The sequence below is a fragment of the Mycobacterium sp. 852002-40037_SCH5390672 genome, from assembly GCF_001665875.1.
Lineage (GTDB): Bacteria > Actinomycetota > Actinomycetes > Mycobacteriales > Mycobacteriaceae > Mycobacterium.
The window spans coordinates 64,394-81,279 of the sequence record NZ_LZTA01000008.1 but is presented as its reverse complement, the minus strand read 5'-3'; the positions used below and the strand labels follow the sequence as shown (position 1 = coordinate 81,279).

Sequence of the window (16,886 nt, the reverse complement as noted above, 5' to 3'; positions counted from 1 at the left end):
CCCACCCGGGTCGAATCAGCAATTGAGGGCGAATGTCACAGCGCATCGGTTCCGCGCTCGCCGGTGCGCACCCGCACAATGGTTTCCACCGGGCTCACCCACACTTTGCCGTCACCGATCTTGCCGGTGCGCGCCGCCCGGACGATGCTGTCCACGACCTTGTCGACGATGGAGTCGTCGACAACGACCTCGATGCGCACCTTGGGCACGAAGTCGACCGAGTATTCGGCGCCCCGGTAGACCTCGGTGTGACCCTTCTGCCGCCCGTAGCCCTGGATTTCGCTGACCGTCATCCCCAGGACGCCCGCGTCCTCCAGACTGGTCTTCACGTCATCGAGCGTGAACGGCTTTACGATCGCGGTGATCAGCTTCATGACTGCTCTGCCTCCACTTTGTCGCCCACTCGCTCCTCCTCCAGGCCGTTGCGGGTATCCGCCACAGCGATCCGGGGCGGTAGAACCGAACCGGTAGCCACGGCGAAATCGTAACCACTCTCGGCGTGCTCGGACTCGTCGATACCCGTGGCTTCCGCCTCTGGGCTGAGACGAAGCCCCATGGTGTATTTCAGGATCAACGCCAGGATCAGCGTAACCACTCCAGAGTAAATGAGGACACTGAACGCGCCGACTGCCTGCCGCTCGAGCTGATCCCAGCCGCCGCCGTAGAACAATCCCTTGGATACGCCGGTGACGCCGTTGATCGCGGGGCTCTCCGGCGCGGCGAGCAGACCCACCAGCAGCGTGCCGGCCAGACCGCCGACCAGGTGCACCCCGACCACGTCGAGCGAGTCGTCGAAGCCCAGCTTGAATTTCAGGCCGACGGCCAGCGCACACACCACTCCGGCCACCAGGCCCACCACCAGTGCGCCCAGCACGTTGACCGAGGAGCAGGACGGCGTGATGGCGACCAGGCCCGCGACGATGCCAGACGCCGCGCCCAGCGTCGTCGCCTTGCCGTCACGGATGCGTTCGGTGAGCATCCAGCCCAGCATCGCGGTGGCCGTTGCGACGGTGGTGGTCATGAAGGTCGACCCGGCGACACCGTTGGAGCTGGTGGCCGATCCGGCGTTGAACCCGTACCAACCGAACCACAGCAATCCGGCACCGAGCATCACGAACGGCAGGTTGTGCGGCCGGAACAACGTGGTGGGCCAACCGCGCCGCTTGCCCAACACAATCGCCAGCATCAGGCCCGCCATACCGGAATTGATGTGGACCGCGGTCCCGCCCGCGAAGTCGATCGCGTGCAGCTTGTTGGCGATCCAGCCGCCCTTCTCGGAGGCGAAGCCGTCGAACGCGAAAACCCAGTGGGCGACCGGGAAGTAGACGAAAGTCGCCCACAGACCGGCGAACACCAGCCACGCGCCGAACTTCAACCGGTCGGACACCGCGCCAGAGATCAGGGCAACCGTGATGATCGCGAACATCAGCTGGAACGCCACGAACACGGTGGCGGGCAGGGTGCCTGCCAGCGGGATGTCTGTTGCCGCAACGCCTTTACTCGGATCGGCGGCCACCGAGTTGACGCCGATGAGGCCCTTCAGGCCCCAAAACGAGGTGGGCTTTCCGACGACGCCGCCGGCGTCGTCACCGAAGGCCATCGAATAGCCGTAGAGCACCCACAGCACGGTGACCACGCCCATCGCGCTGATGCTCATCATGAGCATGTTCAGCACGCTTCTGGCGCGCACCATACCGCCGTAGAAAAACGCCAGACCCGGCGTCATCAACAACACCAGCGCGGAACTGGCCAACATCCAGGCGGTATCGCCGGTATTGGGCTGGCCCAGTATCGGGTATGTCACTCGCAATCTCCTCCGGTCGGCCCAACAGTTGGCCGCCAGACACACGTCTGATGACCTGACCAGAAGATTGCGCAATCGTTGTTTCGGCGATGGTGCCACCGTGTTTCAGCGGGATTAACGTCCCGCTCGTCGTGTAAGCGGTTTCAGCCGAGCAGCGCGTCGACGAAAGCGGCCGGTTCGAACGGCGCCAGATCGTCGGGGCCTTCCCCGAGTCCAACCAATTTGACCGGCACACCGAGCTCCTGCTGAACCCGAAAGACGATGCCGCCCTTGGCCGTTCCGTCCAGTTTGGTCAGCACGGCGCCGGTGATCTCGACCACCTCGGCGAATACCCGGGCCTGGGCCAGCCCGTTCTGTCCGATGGTGGCGTCGAGCACCAGCAACACCTCGTCGACCGCGGCGCGCCGTGTTACGACCCGCTTAACTTTGTCGAGCTCATCCATCAGGCCGACCTTGGTGTGCAGCCGCCCCGCGGTGTCGATGAGAACCACGTCCGCACCCGCGGCGATGCCCTTGTCGACGGCGTCGAACGCCACCGAGGCCGGGTCGGCGCCTTCGGCCCCGCGCACCACCTCCGCGCCCACCCGCGACGCCCAGGTCTGCAGCTGATCGGCCGCCGCGGCGCGGAAGGTGTCGGCGGCCCCGAGAACGACGCGTCGACCGTCGGCGACCAGGACCCGGGCCAACTTGCCGACGGTGGTGGTTTTTCCGGTGCCGTTCACGCCGACGACCAGCAGCACCGAGGGGTGGTCGGCGTGCGGCAGCGCCCGGATGGACCGGTCCATGCCGGGCTGCAACTCCCTGATCAGCACGTCGCGCAGCACGGCCTTCGCGTCGGCCTCGGAGCGCACGTCGCTGCTGGCCAGTCGGCTGCGCAGCTGGGCGATCACGGATTCGGCGACCACCGGGCCCAGGTCGGCGACCAGCAGCGTGTCCTCGACGTCCTGCCAGGCGTCCTCGTCCAGGTCGCCCCCGCCGATCAGGCCCAGCACGCTGCGCCCGAGCGCATTCTGCGATCTGGCCAGCCTGCCGCGCAGCCGCTCCAGCCGGCCTTCGGTGGGTGCGATCTCCTCGATCTCGGGGGCGGCCGTGGTTTCGGGCGCGCCGGGAGCAGCCGGGGTCTCGGGTGCCGGAGCTTGCGGCGCAGGGGGCTGCGGCGCGGGAGGGGCCTGCAGGTCCGACGGCGGCGCGGCCGGAGGTTCGGGTTCGGGTTCGGGGAGTTCGACCTCGGAGATGGTGCGCCGCGGCGCGTCGCGGGGAATGGTCGCGTCATCGCCTACCGCGGGCAGCCCGGTGGTATCGAGCCGATCGGCCGTCGTGGTCTGGCTGAAGCTGATGCCCGAGGACGCGGTGTAGCCGCCGGACCTGTCGATCGCCCCGGGTTCGGGACGGGTCGAGAAGCTGATGCGGCGCCGGCGATACCGCAGCAGGCCTGCGACCAGCGCGGCGATGACGACCAGGGCAGCGACGACCGCGATGGCGATCCAAAGACCTTGGGACACGCTGACATTGTTTCAAGCGGTCCGCTACCGGTTGGTCACCGGCCCTCGCAAGATGACGGCGACCCGCTTCGCCCGGCTACGCCGCGCTACGCCGCGCTTGCGATCGCCGCGCGCAAGATGACGCCGACCCGCTTCGCGCGGCTACGCCGCGCTTGCGATCGCCGTTGATCAGGTCGTGACGAGCTGGTCCACCTGTTGGCCACGCATCCGCTGGGAGATGACAGCGGTAATGCCGTCGCCCTGCATGGTGACGCCATAGAGCGCGTCCGCGACCTCCATCGTCGGCTTCTGATGCGTGATGATGATGAGCTGCGAGCGCGCCCGCAACAGCTCGAACAGTGAGATGAGCCGCCGCAGGTTGGTGTCGTCGAGCGCGGCCTCGACCTCGTCCATGATGTAGAACGGCGACGGGCGGGCCCGGAAGATCGCCACCAGCATGGCCACCGCCGTCAGCGCCTTCTCGCCACCGGACAGCAGCGAGAGCCGGGTCACCTTCTTGCCCGGCGGACGGGCCTCCACCTCGATGCCGGTGGTCAGCATGTTGTCGGGATCGGTCAACCGCAGCCGCCCCTCACCACCCGGGAACAGCACGGTGAAGACGTCGGAGAACTCGCGTTCGACGTCGGTGTAGGCCTCGCTGAACACCTGCAGGATGCGGGCGTCGACCTCGTCGACCACACCGAGCAGGTCTTTGCGGGCGGCCTTGACGTCCTCGAGCTGGGTGGACAGGAAGTTGTAGCGCTCCTCGAGCGCGGCGAACTCCTCCAGCGCCAGCGGGTTGACCCTGCCCAGTTCGGCCAGCTCACGCTCGGCGCGCTTGGCCCGCCGCTCCTGGGTGGCCCGGTCGTAGGGAATCGGCGCGGGCGCGAAGACCTGCTCACCGCGCTCCTTGGCCTGCTCGTATTCGGCCATTTCCAGATCGGTCGGTGGCAGCTGATTCTCCGGACCGTACTCGGCGATCAGATCGGCCGGCGCCATGCCGAACTGCTCCAGCACCATCTGCTCGAGCTGCTCGATCCGCATCGCCGCCTGGGCGTTGGCCACCTCGTCGCGGTGCAAGGAGTCGGTCAGGGCGGCCACTCGGGCGCTCAACGCGTGCACCTCGTCACGCGCCGCGGCCATGGCGGTCGCACGCTGCTGGCGTTCGGCGGCCAGCGCGTCGCGGACCTTGGACGCGTCGGCGACGACTCCGTCCAACCGTTGCGCCAGTCGCCGCCCGGAGTCAGCCACCGCCGCCGCCACCGCGGCGGCGCGCAGCCGCGCCTCCCGCGCTTGCTGGGCCCGCAACCGGGCTTCGCGTTCGGCGGCGGCCGCGCGGCGCAACGAATCCGCGCGCCCGCGCACCGCATTCGCACGCTCTTCGGCGGTTCGTACCGCCAGCCGGGCCTCCACCTCGACGCTGCGAGCGGTTTCGGTGGCCGCGGCGATCTGCTGACGGTTCACGGGTTCTTCCGTCGGCGCCTGCTGGGTCTCCTGCGCGTTGCGCAGCCGGGTTTCCAGTTCGGTGACTTCGGCGACGGTCTGGGTCCGGCCCGCTTCGAGTTCCTCGCGTTGCCGCAGCAACCTGCTCCACTCGTCTTCGGACGTCCGGGCGTCCTGACCGAGCCGGCCCAGCTGCTCGTACATCCCCGAGATCTCGCTGTCGGATTCGTTGAGCGCCGCCAGCGCCTGCTCGGCCGAGTCCTGACGGGCGGCCTGCTCGGCCAGCGCGCCGGACAGCGCCGCGCTCAGCCGGGCCACCCGGGCCTCCGCGGCGGTCAGTTCGCCGCTGGCCTTGTCGATTTCCGAGGTCACCTCGAGCGTGGACAGCTTGCGGTCCGAGCCGCCGCTTATCCAGCCGCCGCCCACCAGGTCACCGTCGAGCGTGACCGCGCGCAACTGCGGATGCGCGGCCACCAGGGCCAGCGCCTGGTCCAGGTCGTCGACCACCGCGACACCGGAGAGCATGGCCGCGATCGCGCCGCGCAGCCGCGCCGGCACGTCGATCAGGTCAAGCGCCCACAGCGCACCCGTCGGGGCGGCCTGCGGCGGCGGCTGATCGGCGGGCCAGTCACCCAGCACCAGCGCGGCGCGGCCGCCGTCGGCTTCCTTGAGCGCGGCGACGGCCGAACGGGCCGCGCCGAAGTTTTCGGCGGCCAGTGCGTCGGCCGCCGATCCCAGCACCGCGGCCAGCGCCGCCTCATAGCCGGAACGAACCTTGACCATTTTGGCCATGGGGCCCAAAAGCCCTGTGCCGCCGTGGTATTGGGTAAGCCACGCGGCGCCGTCCTTGCGTTCCAGCCCGATCGCGAGGGCGTCAATGCGGGCACGCAACGAGGCGACCTGGCGTTCGGCGTCCCGCTCGGCGGACTGCAGTTCGGCCACCCGCTCGTCGGCCAGCCGCAACGCGGCGACCGTGCGCTCGTGGTGTTCGTCGAGACCCACCTCGCCCTGATCGAGTTCACCGACCCGCCCCTGGACGGTCTCGAATTCCACCTTGGCCTGCTGCGCGCGGACGGCGGCCTGTTCGATGCGCTCGGACAGGCGCGCAACGCTGTCGTCGATCGATTCGACGCGCGCCCGCATCGTCTCCACCTGACCGGTCAACCGCGCCAGGCCTTCTCGCCGGTCGGCCTCCGCACGCACGGCCGCCATGTGGGCCTGGTCGGCCTCGGCGGCTTCGCGCTCGCGCTCGGCCAGTTCGGCGCGGGCGCCGTCCAGCCGGGTGCGCGCGCCGGAGAGTTCGGCGAGCAGCTGGCGCTCGGCGACCGCGACCTGCTCGGCCTCGGCTTCCAGTGCGTCGGGGTCGGTGTCGCTGCTGGCGACCGGCTCCACATCGAGGTGCTGCGCCCGCTCGCTGGCGATGCGCACGGTCGCGGCGACCCGTTCGGCCAGTGCGGACAACGCGAACCAGGTGTGCTGAACCGACTCGGCTCGGCTCGAGAGTTCACCGACCGCCATTTCGTGCGCGGTCAGCTCCTCGGACGCCACGGCCAGTCGCGAGGCGGCCTGGTCGTGGTCGCGGCGCATGGCGGCCTCGGCCTCGAAGATCGCCTCGCGCTCGCCTTGCCGATTGACCAGGTCGTCGGCGGCCAGCCGCAGCCGGGCGTCACGCAGATCGGCCTGGATGGTCTGGGCGCGACGGGCTACCTCGGCCTGGCGGCCCAGCGGTTTGAGTTGGCGGCGCAGTTCGGTGGTCAGGTCGGTGAGCCGGGCCAGGTTCGCCGACATCGCGTCGAGTTTGCGGAGGGCTCTTTCCTTGCGCTTGCGGTGCTTGAGCACGCCGGCGGCTTCCTCGATGAACGCCCGACGGTCTTCGGGGCGCGACTGCAGAATCTCGTCGAGCTTGCCCTGCCCGACGATGACGTGCATCTCCCGGCCGATCCCGGAGTCGCTCAGCAGCTCCTGAACATCCATCAAACGGCAACTGCTGCCGTTGATTTCGTATTCGCTGGCACCGTCGCGGAACATCCGCCGCGTGATGGACACCTCGGAGTATTCGATGGGCAGCGCGTTGTCGGAGTTGTCGATGGTGACGGTGACTTCGGCGCGGCCCAGCGGGGCCCGCGACGAGGTCCCGGCGAAGATGACGTCTTCCATCTTCCCGCCGCGCAGCGTCTTTGCTCCCTGCTCCCCCATGACCCAGGCCAGCGCGTCGACGACATTGGATTTGCCCGAGCCGTTGGGCCCGACGACGGCGGTGATGCCCGGTTCGAAGCGCAGAGTCGTCGGCGAAGCAAAGGACTTGAAGCCCTTCAGCGTCAGACTCTTGAGGTACACGGCGAGCCAGACTACCGCTCGAATCGGCCCGGACGGCTGCACCGAGGGGTGTCGGCTCGCCCGAAATACGGTGGCGCTGCGGGCGGTCGACGCACTGGTCACAGTGGTCACATCAGCCACGGAGAGAGGGTGAATGTGGCTTCTCGAAGCGTGCTAGCGCCAGCGCTATCACGTTCTGGACTGGACGATCGAAGCCCGGGCCGGTGCTGTTGTGACGGATGTGGCGGCCCGCGCCGGGCCGGGCCGGGCCGGGCTGCGGCGAGCCTGTCAGCGCTCGGCGAAACCCTCGAACCGCTCCTGCGGCTGCGACCAGTCGGCGACGACCTTGTCGACATGGCCGGGTTGCGACGGCCACGCGGCACCGCCTTCCAGCAGATGCAGCAGTTTTTCGCCGGCCGGCCGCGGGCCCTGGGCGACCACCAGGACGCTGCCGTCGGCCTGGTTGGCCGCGTAACCGGTCAGGCCCAGCTCCAGCGCCCGGCAGCGCGTCCACCAGCGGAAACCGACCCCCTGGACCTGCCCGTGCACCCGGGCGGTGAGCCGCGTGTCAGGCTCCGACATCGGTGACCTCGAAGTTGACGGCGGTACCGGACTTGAGCGTGCGCCCGACGGTGCAGACCTGGTCGATCGCCCGGTTGACCACGATCAGCAGGCGTTCCTTCTCGTCGTCGGCCAGTTCCGATAGGTCCAGTTCCAGGGTCTCCTCGAGCAACGGATAGCGTTCCTGCTCGCGGTCGGCGGCGCCGGAGACCTTGACGACCGCCTTGTAGTCGTCGCCCAGCCGGCGGGCCAGCGGCAGATCGCTGGACATCCCGCTGCACGCCGCGAGCGCGATCTTGAGCAATTCACCGGGCGTAAACACGTCGTCGACGTCCTCAGAACCGATCAGCACCTGCGCTCCGCGTGAGCTGTATCCGGTGTAGCGGCGAGTTCCGGTGCGTTCCACCCATAGTTCGGCCATGGCTTATTTCTACCGGGCGTCCCAACTTTGAGGCACGGGCATACTGTGTTGCATGGCCACCGTCGTCGCATTCCACGCCCACCCGGACGACGAGGTCGTACTCACCGGCGGCACCCTCGCGCGGGCGGCTGCGGCCGGGCACCGGGTGGTCGTTGTCACGGCAACCGACGGGCGCGTTCACAACGAGGACGATGACTACCGCCTTGACGAATTGCATTCGAGCGCAAGAATTCTCGGAGCACATCGGGTGGAGTGCCTGGGCTATGCCGACAGCGGCTACGGCCCGCTGTTCTACCCGGATCCGCCCGGGCGCACCCGATTCGGGCGCGCGGATCTCGACGAGGCGGCTGCGCGGCTGGCCGGTATCCTGCGCGACGAAAACGCCGACGTGCTGCTCAGCTACCAGCCCAACGGCGGCTACGGCCACCGCGACCACGTCCAGGTGCACCACGTCGGCAAGCGGGCCGCCGAACTCGCCGCCGTCCCGCGGGTGCTCGAGGTGACGATGCCGCGCGAAATGCTGCTTCGCGTCAGCGATGTCGCGCACCTGTTGCGGCTTCCGGGACCGTACGAACGCGACATCGTCCATGGCGCGTACGCTCCGCGCGCAACCATCACCCATCGGGTCAACGTCTTTCGCTTTGCGCGCCAGAAACGAGACGCCTTCGGCGCGCACCAGTCTCAGATCGGCGCTTCCGGTCTGGCCGCGCGGCTGTTCGGGCTACTACTGCGGTTGCCGCCCCAGGTGTTCGGTGCGCTTTTCAGCCACGAGTGGTTCGTTGACCCGGCGTTGCCCACTGGGACGCTGCGCCGCGACATCTTCGATTAAGGACGCCGAACAACCGCTCAATTTCGCGGTCGCGGTTGACATTTTGGGCAGTAGAACGAGGAACGGTTCATGAACTTCTCCCGGCGCATCACCGCTCCGCAGCGACGGCAGGCTTCGCCCTCACGGCCGTAGGCGTCCAGCGACCGCTCGAAGTATCCCGATTCGCCGTTGACGTTGACATACAGCGAATCAAACGAGGTCCCGCCCTTGGCCAGCGCGTCGCGCATCACCGCGGCGGCCGCGTCCAGCACGGCGGTCAACTGCTTGCGGTTCAGCGTGTCAGACAAACGGACGCCGTTGAGTTTGGCCCTCCACAGCGCCTCGTCGGCGTAGATGTTGCCGATGCCGGATACCACCTGCTGATCGAGAAGCTGCCGCTTGATTTCGGAATGCTTGCGCCGCAAGACTTTCACCACCGCATACGCATCGAACCGGGGGTCTAGCGGGTCGCGAGCCAAATGGGCGACGGGCTCTGGTACCACGCTTCCGTCCACCTCGAGCAGATCGGCGAGCATCCATCCACCGAAGGTGCGCTGGTCGGCGAAACTCAGCACAGTCCCGTCGTCGAGCAGCGCGGAGATCCGGACGTGGTCGGCGCGCGGCACCGCCCCGAGCAGCATCTGTCCGCTCATGCCGAGGTGGACCACCAACGCCGTATCCGATTCGTGCCCGGCAGGTTCCGTGTCGAGCAGCAGCCACAGGTACTTGCCGCGCCGATCGGTGCCGGTGATCCGCGCATTCAGCAGCCGCGCGGTGAGGTCGGCGGGTCCGGCTTCATGACGACGCGCCGCCCGCGGGTGATGCACCCGGACAGCTGTGATCGTTTTGCCGACGACATGGGCGTGCAAGCCGCGGCGCACCACCTCGACTTCGGGCAGTTCGGGCATTTAGTGATGATCGCAAGCGCGGCGAAGCCGGGCGCAGCGGGTCATCACCATCGAGTTTGAGGCATGATCGCAAGCGCGGCGAAGCCGGGCGCAGCGGGTCATCACCATCGAGTTTGAGGCATGATCGCAAGCGCGGCGAAGCCGGGCGCAGCGGGTCATCACCATCGAGTTTGAGGCATGATCGCAAGCGCGGCGAAGCCGGGCGCAGCGGGTCATCACCATCGATTAGACGGACGTTTTCCCCGCGGGGTCCAGCACGTCGAGTGTTTTCCAGGTCGCCGCCGCGGCCTTCTGCTCGGCTTCCTTCTTGGAGCGGCCTACGCCCGTGCCGTATTCGGTGTCCGCCACCACAACGACCGCGGTGAATTCCTTGTCATGATCGGGGCCCGTGGAGCTGACGACGTAGGACGGCGCACCCATGCCGCGCGCCGCGGTCAGTTCCTGCAGGCTGGTCTTCCAGTCCAGCCCGGCTCCCAGCGTCGGCGCGGCGTCCAGCAACGGGCCGAACAACCGCAAAATCACCTCGCGCGCAACGTCGATACCGTGATCGAGGTAAATCGCGCCCAGCAGCGATTCCATCCCGTCGGCCAGGATGCTCGATTTGTCGGCGCCGCCGGTGTTCGCTTCCCCTCGCCCCAGCAGCAGATGGACGCCGAGGCCCCCGTCGCACAGCTTGCGCGCGACGTCGGCCAGGGCCTGGGTGTTGACCACACTGGCCCGCAGCTTGGCGAGGTCACCCTCGCTGCGGTCGGGGTGGCGGTGGTAGAGCTCGTCGGTGATGGTCAGCCCCAGCACGGCGTCGCCCAGAAATTCCAGGCGTTCATTGGTCGGCAGGCCGCCGTGTTCGTAGGCGTAGCTGCGATGCGTCAGCGCCAGGGACAGCATTTCGTCGGATAGCCCAACCCCGAGAGCCTCGAGCAGAACTTGCCGTGAGCTCACCGCTCACTCCGCGACTCGTCCGACTCGGCGGTGAAGATGCCCGCCAACTTCGCCCACCGCGGATCGATGCGATCGTGCTGATGGCCAGGCTCGGCCGCCAGCGCTACACCGCATTCGGGGCACAGCCCCGGGCAGTCCGGGGTGCACACGGGCGAGAACGGAAGTTCCAGTCCCACGGCGTCGACGATGGACTGCTGCAGGTCGATGGTGTCGTCGACGATGTGGCCCACCTCGTCTTCCTCGGTGGTCGCCTCGGTGGTGCTGTCCGGGTAGGCGAACAGTTCGGTCAGCCGCACCTGCACGTGGCCCTCGAGCTTAGTCAGGCAACGCGAACACTCGCCGGCGGTGGGAGCGGTCACCGTCCCGGTCACCAGGACGCCTTCGGATACCGATTGAACCTGTAAGTCCAGCTCGAGTGGGGCGCCGGCCTCGATCGCGACCATGTCCAGTCCGATGCGTGACGGACTGGACACGGTTCTCCGCAGGGTCACCATTGCCCCGGGGCGCCGCCCGAGTCTGGTGATATCGAACGCCATCGGCCCAGCAGGCCGTGACGCTGCGCCGCGGGCCGATGATCTGCTGTGCTGCCGCGTCATATCGGAAATCCTACGGCGCCGACCGCATAATTCCAGGCGAGGCCGCCCGGCAAACAGCCTCGACGGGCTAGCGCACCGCGTAGTCGTGGGTTCCGGCGGCCGTCCGCAATTGATGACGACCGCGCCCGACCGACCGCAGAGTGCCGTTGAGGAATTCCTCGAACTCGGCGAGCTTGTTGTCGACGTAGATGTCGCACTCGCCGCGCAACCGATCCGCCTCGGCGTGCGCCGAGTCGATGAGCCGCGTGGCCTCGGCGTTGGCCGCCTCCACCACGCTGTTCTGCGATACCAGGCGCTGCTGCTCCTTGATGCCCTCTTGCACGGCTTTCTCGTAGGAGATATTGCCGTTTTCCAGCAGCCGGTCGGCTTCGGCCTGGGCGCGACCGACGCTGGCCTCGTACTCGCGCTTGGCCGCCGTGGCGATGCGCATCGACTCTTCGCGGGCCTCCCCGACCATCCGCTCGCTGTGCTGACGCGCTTCGCTCACCATCCGGTCGGCTTGCGCCTTGGCGTCGGACAGCAGCCGGTCAGCCTCCGCGCGGGCGTGGTTGAGCATCGACTCCGACTCGGTGGTCGCCGAGGACACCATGGACTCGGAGTGCGCCTTGGCGTCCTGCAGCATGGAATCGCGCGCGTCCAGCACGTCCTGCGCGTCATCCAGTTCACCCGGAATTGCATCTTTGATGTCATCGACCAGTTCCAGCACGTCGCCGCGTGGCACCACGCAGCCGGCCGTCATCGGAACGCCACGGGCTTCTTCCACGATGGCGCTGAGTTCGTCCAGCGCCTCAAAGACTCGGTACACGGCCACACCCTCCTGGCGTCTGCAAAGATCCTGTTGTTACCAGTGTGCCTGGTGTTGTCCCTGTGACAGTGGTGGCGACGCCGGTGTGTCGGGTATTTGCCCATTCGAGGCGCCTCAGAGGCCCCGGCGCGCCGTTTTCGGCTCGACCGCTGGAATCCAGTGTCATCAGAAGCGCCCATTCACGCTGTTACCGCGACCGCGACGGCCGCGCGAGGTGGTTCATCCATATTCATCGCCGGGGCCCCGCCGGTGCGGGACGGGCGCAGGGCCCGAGGTTTGCGTCGACACGCCGGGGCCCGGCTATTTGCCAGCGATTCTAGGTCCCGGGCGGTAAAGGCACTACCTCGACCGTCCTCCACGCGGGGTGGAGTCTTGCAAATGCGGCGACGCTTCGCCCGTCCCTATACCCCATGGGGGTATACTCCACGATTGGACGCAGCCGCCGCCGAAGCGAATGGTTTACCGCAGGAGGACACAGTGACGGTGCTATCAGCGATCGGGCACGCTTTGACGCTCGCGGGATCGATGACGTGGGAAATTTTGTGGGCGCTGATCTTGGGCTTCGCCCTCTCGGCGGTGGTGCAGGCCGTGGTGCGTCGCTCGACAATCGTGTCGCTGATGGGTGATGATCGCCCGCGCACCCTGGCGGTCTCCGCGGGGCTGGGAGCGGCATCGTCGTCGTGCTCGTACGCCGCGGTGGCGTTGGCGCGATCGCTGTTTCGCAAGGGCGCCAGCTTCACCGCCGCGATGGCCTTCGAAATCGGTTCCACCAACCTGGTGGTGGAATTGGGCATCATCCTGGCGCTGTTGATGGGCTGGCAATTCACCGCCGCCGAATTCGTTGGCGGACCACTGATGATCATCGTGCTGGCCGTCTTGTTCCGGCTGTTCGTGCGTTCGCGGCTCGTCGACGCCGCCCGCGAGCAGGCCGAGCGGGGCATCGCCGGCTCGATGGAAGGCCATGCCGCCATGGACATGTCCATCCAAGGGGACGGCTCGTTCTGGCGACGGCTGTTCTCCCCGGCGGGCCTCACCTCGGTTTCCCACGTGTTCGTGATGGAGTGGTTGGCGATCCTGCGCGACCTCGTCCTGGGCTTGTTGATCGCGGGCGCCGTCGCCGCATGGGTACCCGAAAAGTTTTGGCAGACCTTCTTTTTGGCCGATCACGCGGGTCTCTCGGCGCTATGGGGACCGATCGTGGGGCCCATCGTGGCGATGGTGTCGTTCGTGTGCTCCATCGGCAACGTCCCGCTGGCCGCGGTGTTGTGGAACGGAGGCATCAGCTTCGGCGGCGTCATCGCCTTCATCTACGCCGACCTGTTGATCCTTCCGATCCTGAATATCTACCGCAAGTACTACGGCACCAAAATGATGCTGACGTTGCTGGGCACCTTCTACGCCGCGATGGTCGCCGCCGGGTATCTGGTCGAATTGATCTTCGGCACAACCCGTCTCATTCCCAGGCAGCGCAACGCGACGGTGATCGAGGCGTCGATCTCCTGGAACTACACGACCTGGCTCAATATCGCCTTCCTGGTGCTCGCGGCCATCCTGATCGCACGGTTCATCACGTCCGGAGGTCTGCCGATGGTGCGGATGATGGGCGGCTCCCCCGGCACCGGCCAACCCGAGCATCAGCACTGACCCGGCTCAGGGTTGCGGCAACCGCACGTCCAGCACTACGCAACGCCCCTGGTCGGCCTCGGCGAGCGCCCATTCGACGGCCTCGCTCATCTCCGCCGGCGTGTGCACGGCGCGTCCGCTACCCCCGCAGGCCGTGGCCAGGGCGGCGTAGTCGGTGTCCGGGGTGAGCCGTGTCTCGGGAAAGTCGTTCTCCCGCACCGACACTCCATTCGGGTACAACCCGATGACCGGCAACTTGGAGGCCAGATACGACTGGTTGTTCAAGACGACCGTCACGAAGGCCGCACCATGGCGATGCGCCGACCACAACGCGGCGGTGGGCACGCCGAAGTGAAACGATCCGTCACCGCATATGGCGACGACGGGCGCGTCGGGCCGGGCAAGCTTTACCCCGAAGGCGCCGCCGAGCGCCCAGCCCAATGCCGGTGCGCCCGTGTCGAAGAAGTGTCCCGGCGGCCGCCGCACCTGCCGGGCCACGGCTGGCCGGTTGGTCACGGCCTCCTGAACCACCACCGCGTCGTCGGGCAAGGCGCGGTTGAGCGCGGCCAGCATCGCGTCGGGTGCGTCGGCCGGGCGATCGGAGGCGGCCCGGCGCATCGCTTCCCGGTCGCTTCCGGCGATGTCGGCCTCGGCCGTCTGCCTGCGTGCGGCCCACTTCTCCCGTAGCTCGTCGGTCGCGAGCCGCAACAGGGTCTGCTCGAGCAGCACCAGCGCCACGCGGGTGTCGGCGGTCAACGCGACCTCGACCGGATAGGACCACAACGGCATGCTCGGTTTGACCGGATCGCCGTCTATCTGCACCACGCGCGCATCCGCGGGCGGGGCCAGCTGCGCAGGCACCCAGGGCACTTCGGAGTCCAACAGCAGCACGGTGTCGGCGTTTTCCAGCGGCGCCGCGTCGCCCACCACGTGCAACGGATGCCCCAACGGCAAATTGGCGCGGTCTCCCTGATCGATCACCGGCGCACCGAGCAACTCCGCGATGCGGCCCAGCACGGCCGCGGTCCCCGGGTCGGCAGCGGTCCTGGCGGTGACGATGACAAGCCGCTTGCCCGCCACCAGGATCCCCGCCAAGCGTCCCAGCGCACCCGGATCGGGACCGGGCGGTATGGCCGGCGGCAGCCTGCGCGGCAGGGCACCGACGCCGTGCTCCATCAACGCCTCTCGCGGCAGCATCACGTAGGCGGGGCCGCACGGGCAGGATTGGGCGACCTGGAACGCCCGGCGGACGATGGGGGCCAGCTCGCGGCCGCGGGGAACCTCCATGTGCCACTTGGCGTAGTTGCGCACCACGCCCGGCTGGTCGAGTTGCTCCTGCTGCCAATGGATGTAGGTATCGCGGTGACCGCGCACCTGCGCCGCCGAACTGTAAGGCGTCCGCCCGGCGAACAACACCACCGGAGTCCCGTTGCGCTGCGCGTTGTGCAGTTGGCAGCCCAGGTTCAGCGTCCCGGCATCGACGTGCACCATGACCGCCTGGGGGCGGCCGCTGGCCATGTGGTGGCCGATGGCCGCCGCCAGGGCGATGCTCTCGTGCACGCACAACACCGCCTGCGGGCTCGGCGTGCCGGCGGCGCGCGCCGCCGCCAGCGCCTCCTGGATCGGCGCGGAATCGGTTCCGGGGTTGATGAAGAAGTGCGCGACCCCCTCGTCGGCGAGCAGCGCGACCAGATCGGCCGCGGCCTCGGGTACGTCGAACAGATTGTCTACCGTCATGGTTGCCGTTCTCCTATCGACGTCGGCGACCTCGCGTACCCCCTCCTGCAGATCAGATCTTCAAGATACGTTCTGCGTGGGCGTCCGTGACCATTTCCGGTGGACTGGATTCACTCCAGGTCGGCACCGGCTTCGTCGAAGGGCTTGCCGCGCAAGGGTTTCAGCGGCCCATCGGCCCCTTCAGGGCCGGCCCGAAAGCCTTTCGCGCAAGCGACGGTTGACCGGTTCGGGCAGCAGTTCGGACACGTCACCACCGAGCATCGCGACCTCTTTGGCCAGCGACGAGGACACGAACGAATAGCGCGGGGCGGTCGCGACGAAAAAGGTGTCCACACCGGCGACGTGTTTGTTCATCTGCGCCATCTGCAGCTCGTATTCGAAATCGGTGCCGGTGCGCAGCCCCTTGACGATGGCGGTCATGCCCCGCGACCTGACGAAGTCGACGACCAGACCTTGTCCGGCTTCCACCCGCAGATTGGACAGGTGCGCCGTCGATTCGTTGATCATCGCGATCCGCTCGTCGAGGTCGAACATGCCCTTTTTGGCGGGGTTGGTCAGGATCGCCACCACCACCTCGTCGAACTGAGCCGACGCGCGCTCAAAGACGTCGATGTGGCCCAACGTCACCGGGTCGAACGAACCCGGGCACACCGCGCCCGTCACGCGGGCGCTCCGATGCCAGCGGGTGGTCTCCGTACGTCAACGATCATGACACGCGTCGCGACGATGCAGAGCGAAGCAATGCTGAAAAGCGACGCCATGACACGCGTCGCGACGATGCAGAGTGAAGCAATGCTGAAAAGCGGCGCCATGACACGCGTCGCGACGATGCAGAGCGAAGCGATGCTGAAAGCGGCGCCATGACGAATGACGGTACACGCCTGCCTCAATGACGCTCGGCCAGTTCCAGACGGGTGTCGCCGTAAATCCGCTGCGGCCACACGGACCAACCGGCCGGCCAATTCAGCGGTGAGCTGCCGGCCGCACGCTCCACCACCGCAACGCTGCCCTGGTGCACCCAGCCATGCGCCGGCAACGCCGCAAGCACGGCCTCGACCTCGGCGGCGTCGACGTCGTAGGGCGGGTCGGCCAGCACCAGATCGAACGCGGCCGCGGTCCCGGCCGCCAATACGCTCGCCACCGCCGCCCGGCGCAGCGTCGCGCCGGGCAGACCCACGGTTTCGATGTTGCGCGCGATGACGGATCCGGTGCGAGGGTCCGACTCCACGAAGAGCGCGGCGGCGGCACCGCGTGAGAGCGCCTCCAATCCCAATGCGCCCGAACCGGCGTAGAGGTCCAGCACGGTGAGGCCGGTCATGTCCAGGCGGGCGGTCAGGATGTTGAAGAGCGATTCGCGCACCCGGTCGGTGGTGGGCCTGGTGCCGCGCGGCGGGACCGCGATGCGACGGCCCCCGGCCGCGCCGCCAATGATCCGGGTCACGTG

At 67.9% G+C, this 16,886-nt stretch carries 16 protein-coding genes; 3 read left to right on the top strand and 13 right to left on the bottom strand.

Features of this window, described 5'->3' with window-relative positions; genetic code table 11:
• Positions 1-35: 35 nt before the first annotated feature.
• The 6 genes from glnB to A5782_RS02280 all read right to left on the bottom strand — a co-directional run bounded on the left by glnB (position 36) and on the right by A5782_RS02280 (position 8,026).
• Positions 36-374 (bottom strand): nitrogen regulatory protein P-II, encoded by a 339-nt coding sequence (gene glnB, locus A5782_RS02305; RefSeq protein ID WP_003878721.1) that lies wholly within the window; start codon positions 372-374, stop codon positions 36-38.
• The gene (locus tag A5782_RS02300; RefSeq protein ID WP_067094793.1) at positions 371-1,756 is read right to left on the bottom strand and encodes an ammonium transporter; all 1,386 of its coding nucleotides are present in this window, start codon (positions 1,754-1,756) and stop codon (positions 371-373) included. The genes glnB and A5782_RS02300 overlap by 4 nt, the downstream gene beginning before the upstream one ends.
• A 191-nt stretch (positions 1,757-1,947) precedes the next feature.
• The gene (gene ftsY, locus A5782_RS02295; RefSeq protein ID WP_067094511.1) at positions 1,948-3,306 is read right to left on the bottom strand and encodes a signal recognition particle-docking protein FtsY; all 1,359 of its coding nucleotides are present in this window, start codon (positions 3,304-3,306) and stop codon (positions 1,948-1,950) included.
• A 168-nt stretch (positions 3,307-3,474) separates the two neighbouring features.
• Positions 3,475-7,065 (bottom strand): chromosome segregation protein SMC, encoded by a 3,591-nt coding sequence (gene smc, locus A5782_RS02290; protein WP_067094790.1) that lies wholly within the window; start codon positions 7,063-7,065, stop codon positions 3,475-3,477.
• 267 nt (positions 7,066-7,332) lie between these two features.
• Positions 7,333-7,626, bottom strand: coding sequence for an acylphosphatase (locus tag A5782_RS02285; RefSeq protein ID WP_067094508.1), 294 nt, complete (start codon positions 7,624-7,626; stop codon positions 7,333-7,335).
• Positions 7,613-8,026, bottom strand: a complete 414-nt coding sequence (locus A5782_RS02280) for an OsmC family protein (RefSeq protein ID WP_067094504.1) — start codon at positions 8,024-8,026, stop codon at positions 7,613-7,615. The genes A5782_RS02285 and A5782_RS02280 overlap by 14 nt, the downstream gene beginning before the upstream one ends.
• Positions 8,027-8,078: 52 nt before the next feature.
• Here A5782_RS02280 and A5782_RS02275 point away from each other — a divergent pair, with 52 nt between their 5' ends.
• Complete coding sequence (locus tag A5782_RS02275; RefSeq protein ID WP_067094501.1) at positions 8,079-8,855, top strand: PIG-L deacetylase family protein; 777 nt, start codon at positions 8,079-8,081, stop codon at positions 8,853-8,855.
• A 17-nt stretch (positions 8,856-8,872) separates the two neighbouring features.
• Here A5782_RS02275 and mutM read toward each other — a convergent pair whose 3' ends face one another.
• The 4 genes from mutM to sepIVA form a co-directional block, all read right to left on the bottom strand.
• A complete protein-coding gene (mutM, locus tag A5782_RS02270; protein WP_067094498.1) occupies positions 8,873-9,742 on the bottom strand; it encodes a DNA-formamidopyrimidine glycosylase in 870 nt (289 codons plus the stop codon).
• Positions 9,743-9,967: 225 nt separating this feature from the next.
• The gene (rnc, locus tag A5782_RS02265; RefSeq protein ID WP_231986574.1) at positions 9,968-10,627 is read right to left on the bottom strand and encodes a ribonuclease III; all 660 of its coding nucleotides are present in this window, start codon (positions 10,625-10,627) and stop codon (positions 9,968-9,970) included.
• Positions 10,628-10,677: 50 nt separating this feature from the next.
• Positions 10,678-11,277: a DUF177 domain-containing protein gene (locus A5782_RS02260; protein ID WP_197694081.1), complete on the bottom strand. Its 600-nt coding sequence runs from the start codon at positions 11,275-11,277 to the stop codon at positions 10,678-10,680.
• 67 nt (positions 11,278-11,344) lie between these two features.
• The gene (gene sepIVA, locus A5782_RS02255; RefSeq protein WP_067094786.1) at positions 11,345-12,082 is read right to left on the bottom strand and encodes a cell division protein SepIVA; all 738 of its coding nucleotides are present in this window, start codon (positions 12,080-12,082) and stop codon (positions 11,345-11,347) included.
• Between the two features lie 429 nt (positions 12,083-12,511).
• On the opposite strand from sepIVA, the gene A5782_RS02250 reads away from it, so the two are divergent.
• Positions 12,512-13,726, top strand: coding sequence for a permease (locus A5782_RS02250; protein WP_197694080.1), 1,215 nt, complete (start codon positions 12,512-12,514; stop codon positions 13,724-13,726).
• A gap of 6 nt (positions 13,727-13,732) precedes the next feature.
• Here A5782_RS02250 and A5782_RS02245 read toward each other — a convergent pair whose 3' ends face one another.
• Positions 13,733-15,442 carry a thiamine pyrophosphate-requiring protein gene (locus tag A5782_RS02245; RefSeq protein ID WP_067094486.1) on the bottom strand — a complete coding sequence of 570 codons (1,710 nt, stop codon included), beginning with the start codon at positions 15,440-15,442 and terminating at the stop codon, positions 13,733-13,735.
• Between the two features lie 180 nt (positions 15,443-15,622).
• A complete protein-coding gene (gene coaD, locus A5782_RS02240) occupies positions 15,623-16,105 on the bottom strand; it encodes a pantetheine-phosphate adenylyltransferase (RefSeq protein ID WP_067094483.1) in 483 nt (160 codons plus the stop codon).
• Between the two features lie 45 nt (positions 16,106-16,150).
• Between coaD and A5782_RS25945 the strand changes: the two genes are divergently transcribed.
• Positions 16,151-16,306 carry a hypothetical protein gene (locus tag A5782_RS25945; protein ID WP_156623764.1) on the top strand — a complete coding sequence of 52 codons (156 nt, stop codon included), beginning with the start codon at positions 16,151-16,153 and terminating at the stop codon, positions 16,304-16,306.
• 22 nt (positions 16,307-16,328) lie between these two features.
• On the opposite strand, the gene rsmD is transcribed toward A5782_RS25945, so the two are convergent.
• Positions 16,329-16,883: a 16S rRNA (guanine(966)-N(2))-methyltransferase RsmD gene (gene rsmD / locus A5782_RS02235; RefSeq protein ID WP_067094479.1), complete on the bottom strand. Its 555-nt coding sequence runs from the start codon at positions 16,881-16,883 to the stop codon at positions 16,329-16,331.
• Positions 16,884-16,886: the final 3 nt, after the last annotated feature.